Origin of the sequence: Sediminicoccus sp. KRV36, from assembly GCF_023243115.1 — a bacterium.
Lineage (GTDB): Bacteria > Pseudomonadota > Alphaproteobacteria > Acetobacterales > Acetobacteraceae > Roseococcus.
The window spans coordinates 3,782,577-3,797,478 of sequence record NZ_CP085081.1 but is presented as its reverse complement, the minus strand read 5'-3'; the positions used below and the strand labels follow the sequence as shown (position 1 = coordinate 3,797,478).

At 70.0% G+C, this 14,902-nt stretch carries 16 protein-coding genes; 10 read left to right on the top strand and 6 right to left on the bottom strand.

Annotated features, from left to right (window positions below; genetic code table 11):
• The first annotated feature begins 3 nt into the window (after window positions 1–3).
• Genes LHU95_RS18015 through LHU95_RS18005 form a run of 3 tightly spaced genes read left to right on the top strand, consistent with a single transcriptional unit; the run spans window position 4 to window position 3,247 of the window.
• The gene (locus tag LHU95_RS18015; RefSeq protein ID WP_248708330.1) at window positions 4–702 is read left to right on the top strand and encodes an SDR family oxidoreductase; all 699 of its coding nucleotides are present in this window, start codon (window positions 4–6) and stop codon (window positions 700–702) included.
• Complete coding sequence (locus tag LHU95_RS18010) at window positions 699–2,258, top strand: acyl-CoA synthetase (protein ID WP_248708329.1); 1,560 nt, start codon at window positions 699–701, stop codon at window positions 2,256–2,258. The genes LHU95_RS18015 and LHU95_RS18010 overlap by 4 nt, the downstream gene beginning before the upstream one ends.
• A 32-nt stretch (window positions 2,259–2,290) precedes the next feature.
• Window positions 2,291–3,247 (top strand): 2-oxoglutarate and iron-dependent oxygenase domain-containing protein, encoded by a 957-nt coding sequence (locus LHU95_RS18005; RefSeq protein ID WP_248708328.1) that lies wholly within the window; start codon window positions 2,291–2,293, stop codon window positions 3,245–3,247.
• 46 nt (window positions 3,248–3,293) lie between these two features.
• Here LHU95_RS18005 and LHU95_RS18000 read toward each other — a convergent pair whose 3' ends face one another.
• On the bottom strand, window positions 3,294–4,337 hold the full coding sequence (locus LHU95_RS18000) for a C-terminal binding protein (protein WP_248708327.1): 1,044 nt from the start codon (window positions 4,335–4,337) through the stop codon (window positions 3,294–3,296).
• A gap of 127 nt (window positions 4,338–4,464) precedes the next feature.
• Between LHU95_RS18000 and LHU95_RS17995 the strand changes: the two genes are divergently transcribed.
• Window positions 4,465–5,214 (top strand): SDR family oxidoreductase, encoded by a 750-nt coding sequence (locus tag LHU95_RS17995; protein ID WP_248708326.1) that lies wholly within the window; start codon window positions 4,465–4,467, stop codon window positions 5,212–5,214.
• Between the two features lie 212 nt (window positions 5,215–5,426).
• Here LHU95_RS17995 and LHU95_RS17990 read toward each other — a convergent pair whose 3' ends face one another.
• From LHU95_RS17990 to LHU95_RS17975, 4 genes are read right to left on the bottom strand one after another with little or no spacing between them, the layout of a single operon-like run.
• Window positions 5,427–6,413, bottom strand: a complete 987-nt coding sequence (locus tag LHU95_RS17990) for a S1C family serine protease (protein ID WP_248708325.1) — start codon at window positions 6,411–6,413, stop codon at window positions 5,427–5,429.
• 39 nt (window positions 6,414–6,452) lie between these two features.
• On the bottom strand, window positions 6,453–6,941 hold the full coding sequence (locus LHU95_RS17985) for a nicotinamide-nucleotide amidohydrolase family protein (RefSeq protein ID WP_248708324.1): 489 nt from the start codon (window positions 6,939–6,941) through the stop codon (window positions 6,453–6,455).
• Entirely contained in the window at window positions 6,941–7,402 is a 462-nt protein-coding gene (locus LHU95_RS17980) for a phosphatidylglycerophosphatase A (RefSeq protein WP_248708323.1), read from the bottom strand. Before LHU95_RS17980 ends, LHU95_RS17985 begins: the two co-directional genes overlap by 1 nt.
• Window positions 7,390–9,372 (bottom strand): lytic transglycosylase domain-containing protein, encoded by a 1,983-nt coding sequence (locus tag LHU95_RS17975; RefSeq protein WP_248708322.1) that lies wholly within the window; start codon window positions 9,370–9,372, stop codon window positions 7,390–7,392. Before LHU95_RS17975 ends, LHU95_RS17980 begins: the two co-directional genes overlap by 13 nt.
• Window positions 9,373–9,474: 102 nt before the next feature.
• Here LHU95_RS17975 and dapA point away from each other — a divergent pair, with 102 nt between their 5' ends.
• From dapA to LHU95_RS17960, 3 genes are all read left to right on the top strand, one after another.
• Entirely contained in the window at window positions 9,475–10,380 is a 906-nt protein-coding gene (gene dapA, locus LHU95_RS17970) for a 4-hydroxy-tetrahydrodipicolinate synthase (protein ID WP_248708321.1), read from the top strand.
• Between the two features lie 112 nt (window positions 10,381–10,492).
• Window positions 10,493–10,984 (top strand): SsrA-binding protein SmpB, encoded by a 492-nt coding sequence (gene smpB / locus LHU95_RS17965; RefSeq protein ID WP_248711586.1) that lies wholly within the window; start codon window positions 10,493–10,495, stop codon window positions 10,982–10,984.
• Window positions 10,981–11,835, top strand: a complete 855-nt coding sequence (locus LHU95_RS17960; RefSeq protein WP_248708320.1) for a prolyl oligopeptidase family serine peptidase — start codon at window positions 10,981–10,983, stop codon at window positions 11,833–11,835. The genes smpB and LHU95_RS17960 overlap by 4 nt, the downstream gene beginning before the upstream one ends.
• A gap of 102 nt (window positions 11,836–11,937) precedes the next feature.
• On the opposite strand, the gene LHU95_RS17955 is transcribed toward LHU95_RS17960, so the two are convergent.
• Window positions 11,938–12,915: a tripartite tricarboxylate transporter substrate binding protein gene (locus tag LHU95_RS17955; protein WP_248708319.1), complete on the bottom strand. Its 978-nt coding sequence runs from the start codon at window positions 12,913–12,915 to the stop codon at window positions 11,938–11,940.
• Between the two features lie 162 nt (window positions 12,916–13,077).
• Between LHU95_RS17955 and LHU95_RS17950 the strand changes: the two genes are divergently transcribed.
• The 3 genes from LHU95_RS17950 to folK are packed head-to-tail and all read left to right on the top strand — an operon-like array spanning window position 13,078 to window position 14,810.
• Window positions 13,078–13,737, top strand: coding sequence for a sulfite oxidase-like oxidoreductase (locus LHU95_RS17950; RefSeq protein WP_248708318.1), 660 nt, complete (start codon window positions 13,078–13,080; stop codon window positions 13,735–13,737).
• Entirely contained in the window at window positions 13,730–14,272 is a 543-nt protein-coding gene (locus tag LHU95_RS17945; RefSeq protein ID WP_248708317.1) for a glutathione peroxidase, read from the top strand. Before LHU95_RS17950 ends, LHU95_RS17945 begins: the two co-directional genes overlap by 8 nt.
• Window positions 14,273–14,318: 46 nt before the next feature.
• On the top strand, window positions 14,319–14,810 hold the full coding sequence (gene folK, locus LHU95_RS17940) for a 2-amino-4-hydroxy-6-hydroxymethyldihydropteridine diphosphokinase (RefSeq protein WP_248708316.1): 492 nt from the start codon (window positions 14,319–14,321) through the stop codon (window positions 14,808–14,810).
• Window positions 14,811–14,902: the final 92 nt, after the last annotated feature.

The window sequence follows — 14,902 nt, the reverse complement described above, 5'->3', positions numbered from 1 at the left end:
TGCATGTCGAAACGATTGGCCATCACCGGCGGCGCCTCGGGGATTGGCGCTGCCATCGGCGTGGCCGCCCGCGCGGCCGGCTGGGAGACGGCGCTGGCCGACCGCATGCCGGCCGAAGGCTGCACCTCCCTCGATGTGACCGATGCGACGGCCGTGGCGGACTGGATCGGCGGCCTTACCGCGCTTCAGGGCCTGGTCTGCTCCGCCGGGATTTCGGCGGCGACGCCGCTGCTCGACACGCCGCCCGAATTGTTCCGCCGCATCCTCGATGTGAATGTGACCGGCAGCTTCCTCGCCGCCCAGGCCGCCGCGCGCGCCATGGTGGCGGGCGGGAAGGGCGGTGCGATCGTGCTGGTCGCCTCGGTTTCCGGCCTGCGCGGCGTGGAGGGGCGGGTGGCCTATGGCGCCTCCAAGGCCGCCGTCATCAACATGGCGCAGGTCATGGCGATCGACCTGGCCCCGCATGGGATCCGCGTGAACGCCATCTGCCCCGCGCCGATCGAGACACCCATGGTGACCGCGCTGCATGATGCGCAGACCCGCGCGCAATGGCTGAGCCGCATTCCGGCCGCGCGCTATGGCCGCGTGGAGGAGGTGGCGGAGGCGGCCCTCTTCCTGCTGGATTCCGCGCGTTCCTCCTACATCACCGGCCATGCGCTGCCGGTGGATGGCGGCTATGCCGGGGCGGGCATGATGGCATGATCCCGGCAACCAATCTCGGCCGGCTGCTGAGCCAGGTGGCGCGCCGCCTGCCGGATGCGCCGGCGCTGATCTGGCGCGAGCAGAGATGGTCCTGGGCGGAACTCGATGCCCGCGTGGATCGCCTCGCCGCCGCCTTGCGCGCCCAGGGCATCGGCAAGGGCGACCGCGTGCTGGTGCATGCGCGCAACGGCAACGCGATGTTCGAGAGCCTCTGGGCGACGTGGAAGATCGGCGCCGTCTGGGTGCCCACCAATGTCCGCCTGACGCCGCCCGAGGTCGCCTGGCTGGCCGAGGCCAGCGGGGCGCGCCTGCTGCTGCGCGACCATGGCTTCGCGGGTCACGCCGATGCGGTGCGTGCGGCCGCGCCGGCCTGCCAATGGGTGATCGCGATGGGCGATGCGCGGCCCGGCGAAGACGACTACGAAACCCTGCTCGATGAAGCGACACCGCCGCCGCCCAATCACGAAGCCGAAATCGGCCGCGACGACCCCTGCTGGTTCTTCTTCACCTCCGGCACCACCGGCCGGCCCAAGGCGGCGGTGCTGACCCATGGCCAGATGGGCTTCATCATCACCAACCATTTGGCCGACCTCATGCCCGGCCTGACCGAGCGTGATGTTTCGCTCGTCGTGGCCCCGCTCAGCCATGGCGCGGCCATTCATGCGCTGTGCCAGGTGGCGCGGGGCGCCTGCTCCGTGCTGCTGCCGGGCGAGCGGCTGGATACCACCATCGCCTGGGACCTCATCGCGCGCCACGGCGTCACCAACATGTTCACCGTGCCGACTATCCTGAACATGCTGGTGGCGGACCCGGCGGCGGCACCGCACCGGCTGCGCCATGTGATCTATGCCGGCGCGCCGATGTATCGCGCGGATCAGTTGCGCGCGATGCAGCGCCTCGGCCCCTGCCTCGTGCAGTATTTCGGCCTGGGCGAGGTGACGGGCTGCATCACCGTGCTCCGGCCGGACCAGCACAGCGCGGATGATGCGGCTCCAGGCGCCCTCAGCGTCGGCGCGCCGCGCACGGGGATGGACATCGCCATCCTGGATGAGGCTGGCGCGCACACCGAACGCGGCGAGATCTGCGTGCGTGGCCCCGGCGTCTTCGCCGGCTATTTCCAGAATGACGCGGCCAATGAAAAGGCCTTCCGCCATGGCTGGTTCCACACCGGCGATCTGGGCCTCCTGGACGCGCAGGGCTTCCTGCACATCACCGGCCGCGCCTCGGACATGTTCATCTCCGGTGGCTCCAACATCTACCCGCGCGAGGTGGAGGAGGCGCTGCTGACGCATCCGGCCGTGGCGGAATGCGCCGTGGTCGGCCTGCCCGATCCGCGCTGGGGGGAATCGGGGGTGGCCTGCGTGGTGCTGGGCGCGCCTGCCTCGCCCGAGGAATTGCTCGCCCATCTGGATGGCCGCCTCGCCCGCTACAAGCACCCGCGCCGCTTCGTCTTCTGGGAGGCGTTGCCGAAATCCGCCTATGGCAAGGTGCCGAAATCCCTGCTGGCCGAGCGGCTGCGGGCCGAAGCTGTGGCCTTTGACGCAGCGGGTGGGTAGCCTTCGGTCCCATCCCCGCGCGAGCCAGCCCGATGCCAGACCAGCCCCTCCGCCAAGCCTTGCCCGTCATTGATATCGCCGGCCTGATGGATGGCGCGCGGCTGGCGGGGATCGCCGCCGAGATCCGCGCGGCCTGCACCGGCCCCGGCTTCTTCTACATCCGCAACCATGGCGTGCCCGATGCGGTCATCAGCGCGGCCGTCACCGCCGCGCGCCGCTTCTTCCATCTGCCCGCCGAGGTGAAGGCCGCCACCCGGGCCACCCTCGTGCATCGCGGCTGGCATGCGGCGGGTGGTGCCGTGATGGCGGGCGCGACCAAGCCCGACCTGAAGGAGTTCTTCTCCATCGGCCTCGACCTGCCCGCCGATCATCCCGTGGTGCTGGCGGGCGAGAAGCTGCGCGGCCCCAACCAGTGGCCCGCCGAAGTGCCGGAGTTGCAGCCGGCGATGGAAGCCTATTACGCCGCCATGATGGAATGCGGCGCGCAGTTGATGCGCGCCATCGCCGTCAGCCTCGACCTGCCGCCGGATTTCTTCGCGGCCCACTACACCCTGCCGCTGCAACGCACCCAGGCGGTGTTCTACCCGCCACAACCGCCCGATGACACGGAAGGCTTCGGCGTGGCGCCGCACACGGATTTCGGCTGCATCACCCTGCTCTGGCAAGATGACAGCGGCGGGCTGGAGGTGAAGGAACGCCAATCGGGTGCCTGGATCCCCGCACCACCCCTGCCGGGCACGCTGGTCATCAATGTCGGCGATCTGCTGGGCCGCTGGAGCAATGACCGCTTCGCCAGCACGCCGCATCGCGTGGTCAATCGCTCGGGGCATGAGCGCATGTCCATCGCCACCTTCCACGACCCGAATTTCCAGGCGCCGATCGACCCGCGCGCCCTGGGTGCGACGCAGGCGCTCTATCCGCCGACGACGGCGGGCGGGCATATCCTGGAATGCTTCGCCAAGGCTTTCGCGTATCGCAAGGGCGGCTGAGGTTGATCGAGAGGGCCCGCCCCTTGATCAACCCGGCGCCCCGCCCTCAGCTGTTCGGGCCGCGGCCCAGCCCGATGGGCTGCCAGCGTTGCAGCTTGGTGTTCTGCAGCACCGCCGGATTCACGCAGCTCATCGGCCACTTGCCCTGCATGACCAGCGCCAGCTCACTGCCCACGCGGCGCTTGCGCGCTTCATCGAACCGCGCCGAGGCCGAGGCGGTATGCGCCGAAAGGATCACATTGGGCATGCTGAGGATGGGGTTGTTGTGCGAGGGCGGCTCCACCTCCAGCACATCAAGGCCGGCATAGGCGATCCAGCCTTCGCTCAGCGCCTTGATCAGGGCGGATTCATCCACCGTCGGCCCGCGCCCGACATTGAGGAAGATGGCGCTCTTCTTCATCTGGCGGAAATGCTGCTCCTTCAGCAGATGCGTGCATTCCGGGCGGGCCGGCGCGTGCATCGAGACGAAGTCGGACTGGCTCATCACCTCGTTCAGCGTGGCGGGCAGCACGCCATGCTCGCTCAGCAGCGTCTCGTCGAGGAAGGGATCATAGGCGATCATGCGCAGGCCGAAGGGGGCGGCGCGGCGGGCCACCGCGCGCGCCACGCGGCCGAAGCTGATGAAGCCCAGCGTCTGGCCCATCAGGCGCGGGATCTTCAGCAAGGCTGGGCGGCCTTCCTTCCAGCGATGCTCGCGCACCATCCGGTCCTGCTCCAGCGTGCGGCGGAAGGTGGCCAGCAGCAGCATCATGCAGTGATCCGCCACCTCCTCGATGAAGGTATCGGGCACATTGGTCACGGGAATGCCGGCGCGGGTCGCCGCCTTCACATCCACGCTGTCCACGCCGACGGAGCCGAGGCTGATCACCTTGCAGTTCTTCAACCCGGCGATGATCTCGGCCGTGATGGGGATGCCCTTGGCGTAGATCGCATCCGCGGTGGCGGCGGCGGCGAGGAAGCCCGCCGCATCGGTCGGCGCTTCGACGATCTCGGCGTCGAGGCCGTTCAGCGCTTCCATTTCGAGGTCATAGCCGCCGCCGGCCGTGGTGAAACTGGCGCCCGCGGGCGTCACGATGCGGAACTTTGCCATTGGCATTTTTCTCCCTGAATTGTCGTGCAAGCCAAGCATGCGGGGCGACCAGCGGCAAGGTCACGGGCTGGACAGCCGGCCTGCTTGCGGCAGACTGCCGCGCATCACGCGCAGGGAGGAAAATCCGATGAAGAAAATCGCATGGGTGACGGGGGCCGGCAGCGGCATCGGCGAGGCTGCGGCCATCGCCCTGGCGGAGATGGGGATGGTCATCATCCTCACCGGCCGCACCAAGCCGAAGCTGGAAGCCGTCGCTGCGCGCATCAAGGCGATGGGCGGCACGGCGCATGTGAAGCCGGCCGATATGGGCAAGGCCGCGGCCGTGCAGAAGGTGGCCGATTTCATCCAGCAGAAGCTCGGCCGCCTCGATGTGATGGTGAACAATGCCGGGCTGAACATCACCGAGCGCACATGGGCCAACCTGAAGCCCGAGGGCATCAAGGAATTGGTGGATGGCAACCTCCTTTCCGCCTTCCATGGCGTGCTGGCGGCGCTGCCCATCATGCGTGCCCAGAAAGGCGGGTTGTTCATCCACACCGCCTCCATGGCGGGGCGCTTCGTCAGCCCCTTGAGTGGCGCCGGCTACACCGCCAGCAAGCATGGTGTGGTGGCGATGAGCCATTCACTGAACATGGAGGAATGCGGCAACGGCATCCGCAGCACCGTGATGTGCCCGGGCGAGGTGCGGACACCCATCCTCGACAAGCGGCCCAACAAGCTCTCGGAGAAGGAACTGGCCGAGATGGTGCAGCCCGAGGATTGCGGCGCGCTGGTGAAATTCCTGGCCGGCATGCCGCCGCATGTCTGCATCAATGAGGTGCTGATCACACCGACGCGCAACCGCGCCTACCTCGCGCAGATGCAGCGCAAGCTGTAGCGCGCTGCTGGGAAGCACCCCTGGTGGGATCGAGGGGCCAGCCCCTCGAACTCCCCGGCAGGGTGAAAACCTGCGTAGTTTTCACAGTTTCCTGCACCTTCATCAGGGGATTTGCAAAATCGAAGATCCAAGAAACCGGGTTTCTTGGTGGGGGAGCGCGAGGGGGCAAAGCCCTCTCGCAACCTGGCCTTACCCGGCGCGCGCCAAAACCCTCAATGCAGCCGCGGCGCCTTGAGATGCCGCGCCCGATCCGCGCTGGTGATGGCCAGGTCCAGCTGGCGGCTGCCGCGCGCCAGTGTCAGGCGCACTTCGGCCCCGGCCGGGCCCGCCGCGCGCACCGCGGTCCAGAGGGAGGCGAGGTCACTCACCTTGCGCCCATCCACCGCCACGATGCGGTCACGCGGCTTCACGCCGGCGCGCTCGGCCGGCCCCCCCTTGGCGAGGGAGCCGACGCCCACCTCCTCATCATCCTCGGTCGCGTAGAGGCCGAGCCAGGGGCGGGCGGGCCGGCCGGAATGCCCGGTGCGGCGCAGCGTCTCCAGGATGGGCAGCAGTTCGCCGATGGGGACCACCATGTTCAGGTCCAGCCGCTTGCCGCCGCGTTGCCCCTGCTGAAGGATGAGCGAGCCGATGCCGGCCAGCCGCCCCGCCGCATCGAACAGCCCGGCCCCGCCCCAATGCGGATGCGCCGGCGCCGTGAAGATCGCGTTTTCCAGCAGATATTCCCAATAGCCGGCAAAGGGCTGCCGGGCGGCCACGCTGCAGGCCAGCGCATGGCTGATCCCGCCCGAGGCGGCGAGCACGCCCTGCGCACCATGGCGCATGCCCTCCGCATCGCCCAGTTCGGCGACCTTCTGCCCGGGGATGCGGCCCAGCATCTGCACCAGGCCGAAGCCCGTCTCGAAATCCATGGCGAGCGGCGTCGCTTCCACCACGCGGCCGTCATTATTGGTGATCCAGACGCTCTCGGCCTCGGTGATGAGGTAGCCGATGGTCAGCACCAGCCCGCCCGCATCGATCACCACGCCGGAGCCTTCGCGCTCCACACCCAGCGCCGCGGCCGAGGTCGCGTCCGGCGGCACCAGGCATTTCAGCGCGACGACGGTGGCCAGGCGCGCTTCAAGGTCGAAGGCGAATTCCGAGGGGTCGGGCTGGAAGGCTTCGGGCACTTCCCATTCGTCATCGTCATCATCAGGCATGGCGGGGGGGTCCTTGTCACCCTCCCTATATAACGCGGCTCACGCCAGGAGCGAGTGGGCCATGGCAAAGCTGTGACGAACCGTCTCGGCACGGATGGCGGCGCGGTCTCCGGGAAAGATGCGGTGCTCGGTCGTGATGGCGCCGCCGCGCTGGCCCACACCCATCCAGACGAGACCGACGGGCTTGGTCAGGCTGCCCCCGCCCGGGCCGGCAACCCCGGTGCAGGCCAGCACGATCTGCGCGCCCGAGGCCCGCAGGGCGCCCTCCACCATCCGCCGCGCCACTTCCTCACTGACGGCGCCGAAGCGCTCGATCATCTCGGCCGGGACGCCCAGCATGCTGGTCTTGGCCTCATTGGAATAGGTGACGAAGCCGGCCAGCACACTGGCCGAGGAGCCGGGGATGGCGGTCAGTGCCGCGGCGATCAGCCCGCCCGTGCAGCTCTCGGCCGTGGCGATGGTCAGGTGCCTGGCCTGCAGCGCGGCGAGCAGCGCGGCGGCTTCCGCCAGCGTGGATTCGGGCAGCATCAGCGGATTCCCCATGGCGCGAGAAGCAGGATCACCAACCCCGCCATGGCGCCGGCGATGATGTCATCGGCCATCACGCCGGCTGGCCCCTTCTGGCGATCCGCCCAGCCGACCGGGCCCGGCTTGGTGATGTCGAAAAGCCGGAACAGCAGGAAGGCCAGCAGCACGCCGAGCCAGCCCGTGGCGGCGGCGAGGGCCAGGGATTGCCCCGCCGCCTCATCCACCACCACCCAGCCCGGATCGGCGGCGGCTTCGGGCAGGCGGGTCAGCGCCCAATGGCCGAGTGCGGTGAAGAGTGCCGCGGCCAGCAGCGCCACCCAGGGCGGCAGCAGGGCCAGCGGCAGGACGGCCAGCGAGCCCCAGCTGCCGGGGGCGGGCTTCAGGAAGCCGATCCCGCCCAGGGAGGCAATCGCCCGCGGGATGGAGGCCCAGGCGTCGCCGCCGCCGCTCACCGGGTCCATGCGGCCATCGGGTGGTCCATCGCCGCGAAGCGCGGGTCCTTGGCGCGATAGATGGCGACGTTCTCGATCACGCGCTGCACATAATTGCGCGTCTCGGCGAAGGGGATCAGCTCCATCCAGTCCAGCATGCGCACCGGGCCCTGGCGCGGATCGCCATAGGTGGAAAGCCATTCATCCACCCGCCCGGCACCCGCGTTATAGGCGGCGAAGGCAAAGGGCATCGCCCCGCCATAGCGGTTCAGCCGGTCCTGGATATAGGCGGAGCCGAGGCGGATATTGTGGTTGGGGTCGGTGGTCAGCCAGGCGGCCTGATGCGGGATGTTCAGCCGCCGCGCCACGGATTGCGCGGTGGCGGGCAGCAATTGCATCAGCCCGCGCGCATTGGCGGAGGAGACGACATCCACCTCGAAATTGCTCTCCTGCCGGGTGATGGCGAGGATCACGGCGGGCTCGGCGCTGTTCTCGGGGGCGGGCCAGGGCAGGGCATAGGGGACGGGCCAGCCATCCTCGACCAGCATCGCGCCATTCACGCCCGAGCGCCGCGCCACCCAGACCGGCAGGTCCGGCCGGCCCAGCGTGGTGGCAAGCCGCGCGACCAGAAGCCGCTCGGCGTTGGAGGGCGCCGTATCCTCTAGCCGCAGCAGAAACAGCCGGCTGCGCCGCGCCTCGCCCAATTCGCCCAAGGCGAGGATCACGCGCGGCATTTCGCGGTTCATGAAGGCGCGCGCATCCGCCTCGGTCGGGCGGGGGATCGCGAGGGTGTTGATCCGGGCCGAGAGCTGCGCGCCGTTCTCGCCCAGCGCCAGGGCGCCCATCTGGCCGTAGAAGGCCACGGGGAAGCTGGCGGCGCGTTCGAAATGGGCGCGGGCGCGGGCCGCATTGGGCTCGGCCCGGCCCTGCCAATAGGCGGCGCGGGCCTGGGTGATGGCGCTGCGGCTGCCCTCGGCCAGGCGCTGGAAATGCGGCATGGCGCGGGCCGGATCATCGAGTAGCCGCAGCGCGATGAAGCCGGCCAGGAACTCGGCCTCCTGCCGGGGCTCGCCCGCCACGGTCTGGCCGTGCTGGGCGGCGACGGTATAGGCCGCCTGCGGGTTGCCCAGCCGGATCAGCTTGCGGGCCAGCACCTGGCGCTCGGTCCAGATGGCGCGCTGGGCTTCGGGCGGCAGGCTGGCCTGGGCGGCGGCGCCCATGTTGGAGACGAGCGCGGACCAGGCGGCGGCCGCTTCCGCATCGCGCTCGGCGCGGCGGAACATGCGGGCGCGTTCCAGCGTGGCCCCGGCATCGCGCGCGGCGGCGGCGGGGTTGGCGTCGTTTCCGGCCGAGCTGGAATAGGCGATGCGAAGCTCGCCCAGGGCCCGGCGCTGCGCATCCAGCAGCGGCAGCAGCCGTTGGGCCGCCGCGAAATCCCGCCCGAAGGAGAAGCGGTTGAAGCGGCGCCACTGATCCTCGGGCGTCAGGAATTCGCCGGCGCGGGCCAGGAAGACGGCCTCGGCCGCGGCATCGGCGCCGGTATCCTCGGCCCAGGCGCGGCGGGCGGCGGTGCGGGCCTCCGCCGTACGGCCGGCATTGATGAGGGCGGCGACGTGGCGCGTGGCGCCGTCCAGCGTGCGGGCGGGGCGGGGGGTGAAGAAGCGCAGGGCCAGGGCGTCATCGGGATCATTGGCCAGCAATTCCTCGGCCCGGCGGGCCAGGGCGTCCTGGTTCGGCCAATCGCTGGCGGATTCGATGAAGCCCACGATTTCCTGCGCACTGCCCGCGCCGCCGCGCTGGGTGAGGCGCATCCAGGTGACCATCTTGGCGATCAGCGGATCGGCATTGGCGGCGGCGGATTGCGCCTCGCCCCAGCGCTGGGCCTGGGCGGCGGCGATGGCCTGGCGCCCGGCATCCCGCTGGGGCTGGGCCCCGGCGGTCAAGCTGGTGGCGCCCTGGATGGCGAGGAGGAGGCCCATGAAGGGAAGAATGCGGCGCATAATCCCTTGTAACCCGTCGGCGCAGGGCGGTCATCCTCGGGGTGCGCTTGTTGCGGAGGGCTGGCGGACCTAATTTGACACCAAGCCAGAAGGAAGCACGCCATGTCCGCCCAGATCCCACAGCCGCTGCGGCTGCAAGGTTCGCTCGTTGCGCTCATCACGCCCATGCACGCCGATGGCAGCCTGGATGAGCGCGCCTATGTCGAACTCGTCGAATGGCAGATCGCCGAGGGGACGGACGGGCTGGTGCCCGTCGGCACCACGGGTGAGTCGCCCACGCTCAGCCATGACGAGCACAAGCGCGTGGTGGAGCTCTGCATCAAGGCGGCGCGCGGGCGGGTTCCGGTGGTGGCCGGGGCCGGCAGCAACAGCACGGCCGAGGCGATCGATTTCGCCCGCCACGCCAAGGAGGCCGGCGCCGATGCGACGCTGGTGGTGACGCCCTATTACAACAAGCCGACGCAGGAGGGGCTGTTCCTGCACTACACCGCCATCGCCGATGCCGTGGACCTGCCGATGGTGCTCTACAACGTCCCGTCGCGCAGCGTGGTGGACATCCTGCCCGAGACGATGGGGCGGCTGGCCGCGCACCGGAACATCATCGGCGTGAAGGATGCGACGGCCAATCTGGCGCGGCCGTTGCACCAGCGCGCGACCTGCGGCAGCGATTTCATCCAGCTGACCGGCGAGGATCATACGGCGCTGGCCTTCAACGCATCGGGCGGCGTCGGCTGCATTTCCGTGACGGCGAATATCGCGCCGCGCCTCTGCGCCGAGATGCAGAAGGCCTGGCGCGAAGGGCGCGTCTGCGAGGCGATGGCAATCCAGGACCGGCTGCTGCCGGTGCATGACGCGCTGTTCTGCGAAACCTCGCCGGGCCCGGTGAAATACGCGGCGAGCCTGCTGGGCCGGGGCAGCGATGTCTGCCGCCTGCCGCTGGCGCCCATCGCGGCCAGCACGCGCAGCCGCGTCGAGGCCGCGATGCGGGGCGCGGGTCTGCTGAATTGATGCGTCCCGATGCTGGAGCGCAGCGGAAGCTGAATCGGGCCGCTGTGTTTGCGCGTCCCGATGCTGGAGCGCAGCGGAAGCTGAATCGGGCCGCGCCATGAACGCCACGGCCGTGAAAATCCCGCGCAAGAAGCCGATCATCAGCATCGGCACCGCGGCGCAGAACCGCCGCGCGCGCTACGACTACAAGATCGGCCCCACCTATGAGGCGGGGCTGGTGCTGCATGGGCCGGAGGTGAAGAGCCTGCGCCTCGGCCGCGCCTCCATCGCCGAGGCCTGGGCGGGTGAGCGCGAGGGCGAGATGTTCCTCTTTGGCTGCCACATCCCGGAATACCAGGCCGGCAGCTTCATGGCGAAGTTCGACCCGGTGCGGCCGAAGAAGCTGCTGCTGCACCAGAAGCAGATCCGCGAACTGGTCGGCGCCATCACGCGGGAGGGCGCCACGCTGGTGCCGCTCGAGATCCTGTTCAACGAGAAGGGGCGCGCCAAGGTGCTGCTCGGCCTCGCGCAGGGCAAGAAGATGCATGACAAGCGCGCCGACATCGCCAAGCGCGACTGGCAGCGCGACAAGGCGCGGGTGATGCGCAACAAGGGCGGCGAGTGAGGCGCGCCCGGCTGCTGGCGGCCTCGCTGCTGGCGGCCCTGCTGCTGGGCGCCTGCGCCAGTGAGGCCGGGCTCAACGCGCAGGAAACCGGCGAGACGCTGCATCTGCCGGCCGCGCATGTCCCGGGCGGGTTGTTCACCCGCATCTGCCGGCCGGCCTCCGCCGGCCCGGCGCGGCTGGTCGTCCTCAATCACGGCTCGCCCGGGGATCCGGCGGTGCGCCCCGCCATGCGCCCGGCCACCTGCGCGAGCGAGGCGGTGCGCTGGTTCACCGCGCGGGGCTACGTCGTCGCCATCCCGATGCGGCGTGGCTATGGCCAGACGAGCGGCCCCTGGGCCGAGGGCTTTGGCGGATGCTCCCGCGCCGATTACGGCCAGGCCGGGCGCGAGACGGCGCGGGATATCCGCGCGGCCGTGCTGGCGATGCAGGGGCGCCCGGGCGTCGCCGCGCGGCCTGCCGTGGTGGTCGGCCAATCGGCCGGGGGGTGGGGCAGCCTCGCGCTCGCCGCGGAAAACCCGCCTGAGGTGGGTGCCATCGTGAACATGGCGGGCGGGCGTGGCGGCTGGCAGGGCAATCTGCCCAACAATGTGTGCCGGCCGGACGAGCTGGTTCGCGCGGCGGCCGGCTTCGGCGCGGCGGCGCGGCTGCCCACGCTGTGGATCTATGCGGCGAATGACAGCTTCTTTGACCCGGCCCTGGCGCGCGGCATGGCCGATGCGTGGCAAGCGGCCGGCGCACCCGCCGTGCTGCGGCCCTTGCCGGCCTTCGGGCAGGACGGCCACGGGCTGTTTTTCGGCCGGGGCGGCTCTGCCATCTGGGGGCCGATCGTCGAGGCGTTCCTGCGGAACTGAGGGCAGCGTTCTGAAGTCCCGGTTTTCAACTCCGGGGCCCGCCCCGGCGGATCGCATCCCCCAGGCAGGGGGGGCCGGCGCAACCGGCCCCCGCCGCTTCGTTCAGCCTTCGAAGGTGATGCTGCGCTCGCGGATGATGCGGCTCCATTTGGCGTGCTCGGCCGTCACATGGGCCCGCGCCGCGGCCTGGTCGGTGCCGCGCAGCAGGAAGCCGGCCTGGGCGCCGCGCGCCTGCACATCGGGCTGGCGCAGCGCCTCATTGGCCACTTCCATCAGGCGCTGGGCCACCGCGTCCGGGGTGGCGGCGGGCACCCACCACATCACCCAGGAATAGGCCTCGAAGCCGGGCACCACGCTTTCCGCCAGGGTCGGCAATTCGGGCAGGGTGGGCAGGCGCTCGGCCGTGCCGACGGCGAAGGCGGGCACCGCGCGGTCCGTGATCATGGCAGCGGCGGAGGGCAGGTCCAGGATGGAGAAATCCACCCGGCCGGCACGCAATTCCACCAGGGCCGGGGCGCTGCCGCGGAAGGGCACATGGGTGATATTGGCGCCCGTCATCGAGCGATACAGCTCACCCGCCAGATGCGCGGGATTGCCCACGCCGCCCGAGGCAAAGGTGAAGCGCCCCGGATTGCGCTGGATCACCTCATGCCATTCCTGCACGTTGCGTGCCGGGAAATCCGGCCGCGTGACCAGCACCGTCGGCGTGATGGCCAGCATGGAAAGCGGGCGGAAATCCCGCACCGGGTCATAGGGCGGCGGGCTCATCATCAGGGGCGCGGTGAGCGAGGAAATCACCGCCACCAGGATGGTGTGGCCATCCGGCGCCTCACGCGCCACCAGGTTGGAGCCGACCGTGGCGCCGGCGCCGGTCCGGTTCTCCACGACGATATTCTGCCCGAGGGCCGCCTGGGCATGCGGCGCCATCAGCCGCGTCAGCACATCGGGGCTGCCGCCGGCGGGGAAGGGCACGATCAGCCGGATGGAACGGCTCGGCGCCCAGCGCGGCTGGGCCAGCGCGGGTGCGGCCAGGCCAGGCGTGACAGCAAGGGCAGCCAGAAGGCCGCGGCGATTGGTCATGATCATCTCCGGTTGCGTAAGGCGCACCGGCATTTCGTCCCGAGATGGAGATAATGCAATCCTTGGCCCCGGACCAGAGGGGTGGAGCACAGGGGCGATGCGCGGATGATCTTGCATCCGCGCCCCGGAAGCGCACCTATGGCGCACGCGAAGGATGCACCCATGGCCGAAGATGACGTGACCCTCACCGGTGCGGTGAAGGAAAAGCTGATCGCCAGCAAGGAGAAATGGGCTCGGGAAGGCCGCCTGCTGACCGGCGCCGCCGGCCAGGACCGCCTGCCACCCGGCCAGCGCCTGGTCACGGATTTCCCCGTGCTCGACCTCGGCGTGCAGCCGGAGGTGAAGCTGGAGCGCTGGCGGCTGCGGGTGGAAGGCCTGGTCGAGAACAAGCTGGCGCTGGATTGGGATGGCTTCCGCGCGCTGCCGCAGCGGGAATGGAAGAACGACATCCACTGCGTCACCGCCTGGAGCCGCTATGACAATATCTGGCACGGCGTCTCCGCGCGCGAATTGCTGGAGATGGCACGCCCGAAGACCGAGGCGCGCTTCGTCGTCTTCCACTCCTATGACGGCTACACCACCAATGTCCCGCTGGAGGTCTTCGCGGCCGAGGATGCGCTGGTGGCGCATAGTTGGAACAACGCCCCGCTGGAGCGCGTGCATGGCGGCCCGGCGCGCATCGTCATCCCGCGCTACTACTTCTGGAAAAGTGCCAAATGGGTGACGCGCATCGAACTCCGCGCCGAGGACCAGCCGGGTTTCTGGGAGGTGCGCGGCTATCACAACAATGCCGACCCCTGGCTGGAGGAGCGATATGGTTGACCGGCGCGCATTGCTGGCGGCCCTGGCGATGAGCGGCCCCGCTCTCGCCGCCGGCCCGGACGCCTTCGGCTTCGGCTTCGAAGCGATCGAGGGCGGGCCCCTGCCGCTCGCACAATTCCGTGGCCGGGTGATGCTGGTGGTGAACACCGCGAGCTTCTGTGGCTACACCCCGCAATACGCGGCGCTGCAGCGGCTGCATGATCGCTACGAGGCGCGTGGCCTGACCGTGATCGGCGTGCCCTCCACCGATTTCAACCAGGAAAGCACAGATGCCCGGCGCGTGCGGGAATTCTGCGACGCGATGTTCGGCATCACCTTCCCCATCACCGCCATCAACCATGTCCGTGGCGAGCGCGCGCACCCCTTCTTCGCCTGGGCCGCGCGGGAGGCGGGGCCGGTGCGCTGGAATTTCCACAAATACCTGGTCAGCCGCGATGGGCGCCGGGTCCAGGGATTTTCGACGCAGACCACGCCGGATTCCCCGCCGATGATCCGCGCGGTGGAGGCGGCGCTGGCCGCATCGCCCGCCGCCTGATGGCTTCGCTGCCCCGGCTGCGCGCTCTGCCTGGGGCTTTGGCGCGATGATCCTCGTCGGCATCGGCGCCAGCCTGCCCACGCCGGATGGCAGCCTGCCGCGCGAAACCTGCCGTGCGGCGGCGGTGGCGCTGGATGCGCTGCCGGGGCTTCGCCTCCAGGCGCTCTCCCGCTGGTGGGAGAGCGCGCCCATCCCGCCCATGCCGGGCGCGCCCTGGTTCGTGAATGGCGTGGCCCGCCTCGCTGGCCATGCCGAGCCCGAGGCACTGCTGGCCGCGCTGCACGCGATCGAAGCCGCGCATCACCGCGCGCGCCCCTATCCCAATGCGCCCCGCACCCTCGATCTCGACCTGCTGGATTGCGATGGGTTGCGGCGCGACACGCCCCTGCTGCGCCTGCCGCATCCGCGGATGACCGAGCGCGGCTTCGTGCTGCACCCGCTGGCCGAGGTGGCGCCCGATTGGCGCCATCCCGTGACGGGCGAGGGTGTTGGCAGGCTGATCGCCCACCTGCCGCCGCAGCAACTCCGGCCCGGCTGACATGCCTGGTGCCGAGGCTCGGTCAACTCAGGCGATGGTTGGGGGCCTCCGGCGAAGTAAAACAGCCTCCGGCGGCTGGGGCCATGGGCCCC

Excerpts from the sequence above, each read along its gene's own strand:
- LHU95_RS18015 (WP_248708330.1), top strand. The coding sequence starts at position 4 with ATGTCGAAACGATTGGCCATCACCGGCGGCGCCTCGGGGATTGGCGCT.
- LHU95_RS18010 (WP_248708329.1), top strand. The coding sequence starts at position 699 with ATGATCCCGGCAACCAATCTCGGCCGGCTGCTGAGCCAGGTGGCGCGC.
- LHU95_RS18005 (WP_248708328.1), top strand. The coding sequence starts at position 2,291 with ATGCCAGACCAGCCCCTCCGCCAAGCCTTGCCCGTCATTGATATCGCC.
- LHU95_RS18000 (WP_248708327.1), bottom strand. The coding sequence starts at position 4,337 with ATGGCAAAGTTCCGCATCGTGACGCCCGCGGGCGCCAGTTTCACCACG.
- LHU95_RS17995 (WP_248708326.1), top strand. The coding sequence starts at position 4,465 with ATGAAGAAAATCGCATGGGTGACGGGGGCCGGCAGCGGCATCGGCGAG.
- LHU95_RS17990 (WP_248708325.1), bottom strand. The coding sequence starts at position 6,413 with ATGCCTGATGATGACGATGACGAATGGGAAGTGCCCGAAGCCTTCCAG.
- LHU95_RS17985 (WP_248708324.1), bottom strand. The coding sequence starts at position 6,941 with ATGCTGCCCGAATCCACGCTGGCGGAAGCCGCCGCGCTGCTCGCCGCG.
- LHU95_RS17980 (WP_248708323.1), bottom strand. The coding sequence starts at position 7,402 with ATGGACCCGGTGAGCGGCGGCGGCGACGCCTGGGCCTCCATCCCGCGG.
- LHU95_RS17975 (WP_248708322.1), bottom strand. The coding sequence starts at position 9,372 with ATGCGCCGCATTCTTCCCTTCATGGGCCTCCTCCTCGCCATCCAGGGC.
- dapA (WP_248708321.1), top strand. The coding sequence starts at position 9,475 with ATGTCCGCCCAGATCCCACAGCCGCTGCGGCTGCAAGGTTCGCTCGTT.
- LHU95_RS17955 (WP_248708319.1), bottom strand. The coding sequence starts at position 12,915 with ATGACCAATCGCCGCGGCCTTCTGGCTGCCCTTGCTGTCACGCCTGGC.
- LHU95_RS17950 (WP_248708318.1), top strand. The coding sequence starts at position 13,078 with ATGGCCGAAGATGACGTGACCCTCACCGGTGCGGTGAAGGAAAAGCTG.
- LHU95_RS17945 (WP_248708317.1), top strand. The coding sequence starts at position 13,730 with ATGGTTGACCGGCGCGCATTGCTGGCGGCCCTGGCGATGAGCGGCCCC.
- folK (WP_248708316.1), top strand. The coding sequence starts at position 14,319 with ATGATCCTCGTCGGCATCGGCGCCAGCCTGCCCACGCCGGATGGCAGC.